Origin of the sequence: Streptomyces sp. NPDC058157 (genome assembly GCF_042884105.1) — a bacterium.
Lineage (GTDB): Bacteria > Actinomycetota > Actinomycetes > Streptomycetales > Streptomycetaceae > Streptomyces.
Map to the genome: position 1 here is coordinate 1 of NZ_JBHVUQ010000273.1, position 8,042 is coordinate 8,042.

7 protein-coding genes and 1 pseudogene are annotated in these 8,042 nt (G+C 73.9%); 5 read left to right on the forward strand and 3 right to left on the reverse strand.

Annotated elements, in window-relative coordinates; genetic code table 11:
- Positions 1-524: pseudogene (locus tag ACFVXK_RS35235) on the forward strand (hypothetical protein); the annotation flags it as partial.
- A gap of 258 nt (positions 525-782) precedes the next feature.
- On the opposite strand, the gene ACFVXK_RS35240 reads toward ACFVXK_RS35235, so the two are convergent.
- On the reverse strand, positions 783-1,403 hold the full coding sequence (locus ACFVXK_RS35240) for a peptidoglycan-binding protein (protein WP_389620346.1): 621 nt from the start codon (positions 1,401-1,403) through the stop codon (positions 783-785).
- Here ACFVXK_RS35240 and ACFVXK_RS35245 point away from each other — a divergent pair.
- From ACFVXK_RS35245 to leuE, 3 genes are all read left to right on the forward strand, one after another.
- Positions 1,402-1,581, forward strand: a complete 180-nt coding sequence (locus ACFVXK_RS35245) for a hypothetical protein (protein ID WP_389620349.1) — start codon at positions 1,402-1,404, stop codon at positions 1,579-1,581. The genes ACFVXK_RS35240 and ACFVXK_RS35245 overlap by 2 nt on opposite strands.
- Before the next feature lie 244 nt (positions 1,582-1,825).
- Positions 1,826-3,421, forward strand: a complete 1,596-nt coding sequence (locus tag ACFVXK_RS35250) for a methylmalonyl-CoA mutase (RefSeq protein WP_389620352.1) — start codon at positions 1,826-1,828, stop codon at positions 3,419-3,421.
- A gap of 45 nt (positions 3,422-3,466) precedes the next feature.
- Entirely contained in the window at positions 3,467-4,120 is a 654-nt protein-coding gene (gene leuE, locus ACFVXK_RS35255) for a leucine efflux protein LeuE (protein WP_389620355.1), read from the forward strand.
- A 26-nt stretch (positions 4,121-4,146) separates the two neighbouring features.
- Here leuE and ACFVXK_RS35260 read toward each other — a convergent pair whose 3' ends face one another.
- Positions 4,147-5,577, reverse strand: a complete 1,431-nt coding sequence (locus tag ACFVXK_RS35260) for a polysialyltransferase family glycosyltransferase (protein ID WP_389620358.1) — start codon at positions 5,575-5,577, stop codon at positions 4,147-4,149.
- The gene (locus ACFVXK_RS35265) at positions 5,574-6,548 is read right to left on the reverse strand and encodes a glycosyltransferase family 2 protein (protein ID WP_389620361.1); all 975 of its coding nucleotides are present in this window, start codon (positions 6,546-6,548) and stop codon (positions 5,574-5,576) included. Before ACFVXK_RS35265 ends, ACFVXK_RS35260 begins: the two co-directional genes overlap by 4 nt.
- Positions 6,549-6,730: 182 nt before the next feature.
- Here ACFVXK_RS35265 and ACFVXK_RS35270 point away from each other — a divergent pair.
- Positions 6,731-8,042: DUF6716 putative glycosyltransferase (locus ACFVXK_RS35270; protein WP_389620364.1), on the forward strand; the 1,312-nt coding region annotated here is incomplete at its 3' end.

The following is an 8,042-nucleotide window of genomic DNA, read 5'->3' on the forward strand; positions in this document are numbered from 1 at the left end:
CGACCGGCCCCAGCCCCCTGCCGCAGCTGCGGCCCACCCCCGAGGGCGGCGGCCTCGCCTCGATGCCCCCGGGCTTCTCCGTGCCGCCGGACGGTCTGGCCCGCACCCCGCTGGACTCGGCCCCCAGCCTCTCGCTGCCGCCCGGCGCGGTGACGACCCCCGGCACGGGGGGTGGCGGCTCGACGGGTACGGACGGCGGCAGCCGCAACACGTTCACCGACAAGAACGACGGCACCAAGGACGGCGGCGGCGACAACGGCGGCAAGGACCGCGACCAGCAGACGAAGAACCGCCCCGACACCCTCTGCCGGGACCACGCCGCGAACAAGCTGGGCGAGGACCGCAAGCAGTACCTCGCCAAGATCGCCGGCGGCGTCGCCAAGATCTCGCGCTTCTGCGCGAACGTGCTGGAGGCACCGCGCTCGGGCACCCCGCAGAGCGGCACCGCCGACCAGGGCGGCGGCGTCGTCCTGCCCTCGCCGATCACCAGCCCGGCCGGCCCGCTGGGCTTCCGCACCCGCTGACGGGCCCCCGGAGACCGGCGCGGAAACGCTTCGCCGAAAGTTCGCGCGAAGGGCAGTAACACTTTTCGACCCCCCGGCGCAGTACAGAACGAGCCGACTGGTCATCGGCCGCGCGAGAGCCGGGGTTCCCCCCGTACCCCTGGGCTCTGCGCACCCGGCGCGGGCGGGGCACGTTCCCCCGGCCCTGCCCGCGCCCTCTCTCCTCCCGCGGCCACGCCCGATCGGTCGACCGAACGGCCGCCACCGCCGCCGCCGGGGTCACCAGTAGACGACGACCTTGTCGCCGACCTTCACCTGGTCGAACAGCGCCGACAGCTTCGCCTTGTCCCGGACGTTGACGCAGCCGTGCGAGGCACCGGCGTAGCCGCGGGCCGCGAAGTCCGCCGAGTAGTGCACGGCCTGGCCCTGACTGAAGAACATCGAGTAGGGCATCGGCGTGTGGTAGATCGTCGACGTCCAGTCCTTCGCCTTCCACTCCACCTGGAACAGCCCCTCGCGGGTGGGGGTGTTCTCCGAGCCGAAGCGCACGTCCATGGACGAGACCACCTTGCCGTCGATCATCCAGGCCAGGGTGCGGCTCTCCTTGCTGATGCACATCACCCGGCCCTGCATGCACCGCGGGTCCGGGGCGGCGACCTCGTTGGTCGTCGGCGGGCTCAGCTCCTCCTGTGTGGGCGTGCGGCTGAGGTCCTGGATCTTCCGCCACGTGGCCTCGTCCACCGCGCCGGTGGCATCGAGCCCGTGCTGCGACTGGAAGGCCTTCACGGCGGCGGTCGTCTTCGACCCGTAGAAACCGGTGGGCGCCGACGTCATCAGCTTCAGCTGGCGCAGCCGGGCCTGGAGCTCGCGGACCTGGTCGGTCTCGTCGCCGTTGGCCATGACCGCCTTCACCACGGGCGCCGCCGACCGCGACGGCCCCTCGGAGGGGGAGGCGGACGGGGACGCGGACGACGGGGCCGAGGGCGAGGCGGAACCGGGCTTGTCGTCCTGCCCGGACGCCGACGCCGACGGGGACGCCACCGGCGCGGCCCCCGCCGCCGGAACGGAACCGCCCTGATGCGGCCCGCAGGCGGTCGCGGCGAAGACCACGGCGGTGGCGAGGCCGAACGTACGGATGAGGGCTCTCTGTCGGTGCATCGCGGTTCCCCCGAATTCATCGTCGTGTATCTGGGTGATGCTCCACGGGCGTGGACAGTTGCGGACGAACCCGCGATGTTGCGCCATTGTGACCAGCGGCCGTCGCGGGCACGGTTGTACCAGCCCCAGGGCCGGTCGGCTCCACGGACACGGAGGTCCACGGCATGGTCCGTCCCACGGCGCGTACCGAGAGCGGAATCCCCATCGAACCGGTCTACGGGCCCTCGGACCTGGCGGGCTGGGATCCGGGGGCCAGGCTCGGGGTGCCGGGGGAGTACCCGTACACCCGGGGCATCCACCCGACGATGTACACGGCGCGGCCCTGGACCATGCGCCAGTACGCCGGCTTCGGCACGGCCGCCGAGTCCAACGCCCGCTACCGCCGGCTCATCGAGGGCGGTGGGACCGGGCTGTCCGTGGCCTTCGACCTGCCCACCCAGATGGGCCACGACTCCGACGCCCCCCTCGCGGCCGGGGAGGTCGGCAAGGTCGGTGTCGCCGTCGACTCGGTCGAGGACATGCGGGTGCTGCTGGAGGGGATCCCCCTCGACCGGGTCTCCACCTCGATGACGATCAACGCCCCGGCCGCCCTGCTGCTCCTGATGTACCAGCTGGTCGCGGAGGAGCAGGGCATCCAGGGCGGCCGGCTGACGGGAACGGTGCAGAACGACGTGCTGAAGGAGTACATCGCGCGCGGCACGTACATCTTCCCGCCCGGCCCCTCCCTGCGGCTGACCGCCGACACCTTCCGCTACTGCCGCGACGAGATCCCCCGGTGGAACACCATCTCCATCTCCGGCTACCACATGGCCGAGGCGGGGGCCTCGCCCGTGCAGGAGATCGCCTTCACCCTCGCCGACGCCGTCGCCTACGTCCGGACCGCGATCGCCGCCGGGATGGCCGTCGACGAGTTCGCGCCCCGCCTGTCCTTCTTCTTCGTCGCCCGCACCACCCTCCTGGAGGAGGTGGCCAAGTTCCGGGCGGCCCGCCGGATCTGGGCCCGCGTCATGCGCGAGGAGTTCGGGGCCAAGGACCCCAAGTCGCTGATGCTGCGCTTCCACACCCAGACCGCCGGGGTCCAGCTGACGGCGCAGCAGCCCGAGCTGAACCTCGTACGGGTGGGGGTGCAGGCGCTGGCGGCGGTCCTCGGCGGGACGCAGTCGCTGCACACCAACTCCTTCGACGAGGCCATCGCCCTGCCCACGGAGAAGGCGGCCCGGCTGGCGCTGCGGACCCAGCAGGTGCTGGCGTACGAGACGGACGTGCCGCACACCGCCGACCCCTTCGCCGGGTCCTACGCGGTGGAGCGGATGACGGACGAGGTGGAGGAGGCGGCCCTGGTTCTGATGCGGCGGGTCGAGGACCTCGGCGGGGCGGTCGCGGCGATCGAGGCGGGCTTCCAGAAGGGGGAGATCGAGGCCAACGCCTACCGGATCGCGCGGGAGCAGGAGGCGGGGGCGCGGGTCGTGGTCGGGGTCAACCGGTTCGCCCTGGAGCGGGAGGAGCCGTACGAGCCGCTGCGCGTCGACCCCGCGGTCGAGGCCCGGCAGTGCGCGGCGCTGGCCCGGCTGCGGGCCGGCCGGGACGCGGAGGCGGTGCGCAGCACGCTGGAGGAGCTGCGGGAGGTGGCGGCCGGGACGCAGGAGAACGTGCTGTACCCGATGAAGGAGGCGCTGCGGGCGCGGGCCACGGTGGGCGAGGTGTGCGGGGTGCTGAGGGAGGTCTGGGGGACGTACGAGCCCGCCGGTCTCGGTTCGTGAAACCCACTGGCGTGACAGGTGCGTACCTATGGGACACTCCTGCGCATGCTGGGTGTGACAGATCTTCCTACTTATCTCGCCGCGGTGCTGCTGATCGTTCTGCTGCCCGGGCCGAACTCCCTCTACGTCCTGTCCGTCGCCTCGCGGCGCGGGGTGCGGGCGGGCTACAAGGCCGCCTTCGGCGTGTTCACCGGGGACACCGTGCTGATGGTGCTCACGGCCGTCGGCGCGGGGGCGCTGCTCAAGGCGAGCCCGGTGCTGTTCGGCGTGGTCAAGGTGCTCGGCGCCGGCTACCTGGGCTGGCTGGCCGTCGGCATGATGCGGGCCGCGTGGGCCATGTGGCAGGCGCGGCGGACCCGGGACGAGGAGCCGGAGACGGCCGGGCCGGAGGCGGCGGGCGCGGCCGAGCGGCCCTACCGGCGGGCGCTGCTGGTCAGCCTGCTCAACCCGAAGGCCATCCTGTTCCTGCTGTCGTTCTTCGTGCAGTTCGTCGACCCCGGGTACGCGCACCCGGCGCTGTCGTTCCTCCTGCTCGGGACCGTCTCGCAGCTGGTCAGCCTCGCCTACCTGTCCACCCTGATCTTCACCGGCACCCGGCTGTCGGCCGCCTTCCGGCGCCGCAAGCGGCTGTCGGCCGGGGCGACCTCGGCGGCGGGCGTGATCTTCCTCGGCTTCGCCGCCAAGCTCGCCATGAGCTGACCGGGACCCCGGTCCGCCCCCCCGCGTCAGGAACGCGAGCCGAGCCGGCCCAGCCGCCTGCGGAGCCGGTGCGCCGCCCGCCGCAGGGCGCGGTTGCGGGGCAGGAACGCCAGCCGCCGCGGGATCCCGCCCGGCAGGCCCAGCGCGGTCAGCCGGCGGCGGCCGAAGTAGCGCCGGGTGTACGGGTCCAGGTGCCGGGCCAGGTACGCCTCGGCCTCGGGGCGGCGGTCCGGCAGGATCCGGGGCTGCATCGTGAAGCCCACCGCCGCCACCAGACCGGGCAGGTCGGCGGGGGGATCCTGCGGGGGCCCGTCCAGGTCCGGGACCAGCGCGTCCACCAGCGTCAGCGGGATCCGGTTGCTGTTCTGGTACGGGGCCAGCCGGCCCAGCAGGGCCCCGGTACCGGTCCGCGCCACGGGGATCCCGTACAGCTCCCGGGCCGTCAGCAGCCCGGTCGAGAAGCAGCCCACCACCAGCGCCGGGCGCAGCCGCCGGTACAGGGTCTCCGCCGGCACCGGCGCGTCCAGCACCGTCAGCCGGGCCCCCAGCCGGTCGGCCTCCGCCCGGGCCCGCCGCGCGTAGGCCGCCGGGGCGCTCGGGTGCGGTTTGAACACCAGGTCCCGGTGGCCCCACTCGTGGGCCCCGCGCACCATCGCGGCGTGCAGCTCCTCCTCCTCGTCCGGGGACATCAGCTCCAGCGCCGACAGGTACTGGCCCAGCAGCAGCGCGGGGGGCTCGTCGTCGGTACCGGGGTCAGTGCCCGTACGGGCGTCCTCGTCCGTACCGGGGTCCGCGTCCGTGCCGGCGTCTGCGCCCGTACCGGGGTCCGCGTCCGTACCGGCGCCCGCGTACGGCAGGGGCTCCGCCAGGTCCGCCAGCTCGGCGAAGACCTTCAGCACGGCCGGCGCCGGGACCAGCTCCCCCCGCACCCCGAACTCGGTCAGCAGCAGCGGCTCCAGCCCCGGCACCAGGTCCAGGTGCAGCACCCGCCGCACCCGCATCCCGATCTGCGGGTCGAGCCGGAAGCGGGTGGGCCCGTACGACATGAGCCCGTCGGCGTAGACGTCGACCGCCGCGCCCGGGAACAGCCGGCACAGGCTCTGCGCCGGCGGCACCTGGAGCGACTCCACGACCAGCTCCACCCGGTCCCCGCCCAGCCCCCACAGCCGCCGCAGCTGCCGCTCCCACAGCGGGACGTCCTCCGGGCGCGGGGCCCAGACGCCGGGGTGGTGCGGGGCGACGACCGCGTTCCAGTCGAGCACCTCGTCGAAGCGGGAGCTCAGCGCGGCGAAGCCCGGCGCGGCCTCCAGGCCGGGCGTGACCTCGGGGGCGGGGGAGTGGTTGCTGGTCAGCAGGATCCGGCGGCCGGCCGGCGGGAAGCAGCCGGCGTCGAGGGCGGCGGCGAGGGTGGCCGCGCCGTAGAGCGTGGAGGCGAGGAAGACCTGCGTCACGTTCACGCCGCCGCCCCGGAGGGGGTGCGGCGGCGCAGCCTGCGCAGCAGGGCGGAACGCTCGGCGTCCATCGAGTCCAGGGCCCCTTCCAGTACCGCGCGGGGCATGCGGGCGAGCGCTTCCGCACTCGCCGAACGGAGTTTTTTCGCCACGGCCGGTTCGAACCTTTCGATCGAGCCGATATGGTGCGCGATAATTGCGCAATACGTTCGGACGGCTTTGGGGATCAGGAGTTCGGATTCCCGGTCGGCGGCCGTTTCCGTGATCACCTGGTCGAATGCCCGGATGAAATCGAGCTGGCGCTCGTCCCCGATCTGCGTCAACGAGGTGGAAATGCCCCGCCGGTAGAACACCCCCGGCAGGCCGACCGTGGCGAAGGACTCCGCCTCCCGGTGCAGCCGCCAGATCCACGGCCGGTCCTCGGCCGTCCGCAGCCCGTCGGTGAAGTGCAGCAGCCCCCGGTCCAGCAGCCTCCGGTGGTACATCCCGGCCCAGGCGTACGGATAGTCCACCGCGGTCGCCCGCGAGGCGGGCAGGATCCCCGCGCGCGGATCGGCCACCACCGACTCGGGCCCGTACGGCACCCGCTGCACGACCCGCTCCCGGCCCGTCACCTGCACGTGGTCGGTCCGGACGAAATCGCAGTCCAGGGCCTCGATGGCGGCCAGCGTGCGGGCCAGGTGGCCCGGCGCCAGCCAGTCGTCGCCGTCCAGGAAGGCGATGTAGCGCCCGCGCGCCGCGTCCAGCCCGGTGTTGCGGGCGGTCGCCAGCCCGCCGTTGCGCTCCCGGCCGAGCAGCACCGCCCCCGGCAGGGTCGCGGCGGCCCGCTCCAGCAGCCCGGGAGTCCCGTCCGTGGAACGGTCGTCGACCAGCAGGAACTCGAAATCCTCGCGGGCGTTGAGTTCGAGACTCCGCAGGGCGTCCGGGGCGTATGTCTGCACGTTGTAGAACGGCACGACCACAGAGAGCTTGAGCACCCGCGAGACCTTAGGGCGCGGCCCGGCATTCGCCGTGGCCCCGATGCGTATTCCATGTGAACGACGCGGGGCGGTCGCGTTAACCAGGGCGCTTTCGCATTTCGTCGACGGGTTGTTAACCAGGAGTTGTGCGCTCGTTGGGCCGACCACCGGAATTGCGGAATAGCTTCTGCCGGGTGCCAGTGCCACTCAGCAGAAGCCGGGCCGATCAACGGATCGCCGTACTCGCCGATTCCGACACACGCTGGAAATGGGGCGCCAACACGGCCCGCCGCCTCGCCCCCTCCGACGGCTCCACGGGCCACCGGATCACCGGGTACCTCCTGCGCGGCCGCGCCACCCCCACCGCCCGCCAGCTCGGCGAGGCGGGGGTGGGGGTGGGGGTGGGACCGGACGCCGCGCCGGTGGAGGTGACCTGCGCGGAGTTCCTCGCGGAGCTCGGGCGCGAACGGTACGACGTGGTCGTCCTCGCCCTCGTCGGCGGCGCCGTCCAGGCCGTCCTGCACGGGGCCCGCGCCCTGTGGCCGGAGCCGGCCGCGCGGCCGGTGTTCGTCACCGGGTACGTGGGCGTGGTCTACGAGAAGCTCGCCGACGGGCTGCTGCTGCGGCACGGCGCCGACCTGGTCCTGGCCAACTCCCGCCACGACGCCGGGCGCTTCCGGGCCGTCTACGAGGGGGTCGGCGCCGACCCGGGCGCCGTCACCGAGACCGCCCTGCCCTTCCTGGACGGGGCCCCGTACGAGCCGGCCGGGGACCGCACCCACCGGGTGGTCTTCGCGGTGCAGCCCTCGGTGCCCGAGGCCCGCGCCGACCGCGCCTACCTGCTGGGCCGGGCCGCCCGGCACGCACGGCTGCACCCGGACCGGGAGGTGCTGGTCAAACTCCGGAGCCGGCCGGGGGAGCACACCACCCACCTGGAGGAGCACCCCTACCAGCGCCTGGCCGAACGCCTCCCCGGCGGCCTCCCGCCGAACCTGCGGCTGGTCTACGGCCACATGGGCGAGGTCCTGGACACCACCGACCTGCTGGTCACCGTCTCCTCCACGGCCGCCCTGGAATCCCTCCACCGGGGCGTCCCGACCGCCGTCCTGACCGACCTCGGCATCCGCGAGTCCCTCGGCAACCAGCACTTCCTCGGCTCGGGCTGCCTCGCCTCGTGGGACCAACTGGACGCGGGCCTGCTGCCACGGGGCAACCCGTCCTGGCTGACCGCCCACGGAGTCCCGGGCGCCCGCCGACCCCGGACGGGGCCCCCTCCGCCCCCGGCCGCTCCGGCCCGGCCGGAAGCGCCCACCGCGGACCGGCCCCTGCCCCGCGCCGTCCCCACCGGACGGGAGCCCGGGGCCACCGCACCTGATGACCGGCCCGCCGGAACTGCCGCGCCCGAGGGACGCCCCACCGGACGGGGCCCGACGCATGCGTCGCCCCGCCCCACCGGGGCCGGTGCGGCCGGGGCCCAGACCACCGGGTCGTGGTGGGCGTTCGGGCCCGGGG

Bases quoted from the DNA above. Each gene is read 5' to 3' on its own strand.
- leuE (WP_389620355.1), top strand. From the start codon at position 3,467: ATGCTGGGTGTGACAGATCTTCCTACTTATCTCGCCGCGGTGCTGCTG.
- ACFVXK_RS35245 (WP_389620349.1), top strand. From the start codon at position 1,402: ATGACCGCCTTCACCACGGGCGCCGCCGACCGCGACGGCCCCTCGGAG.
- ACFVXK_RS35250 (WP_389620352.1), top strand. From the start codon at position 1,826: ATGGTCCGTCCCACGGCGCGTACCGAGAGCGGAATCCCCATCGAACCG.
- ACFVXK_RS35240 (WP_389620346.1), bottom strand. From the start codon at position 1,403: ATGGCCAACGGCGACGAGACCGACCAGGTCCGCGAGCTCCAGGCCCGG.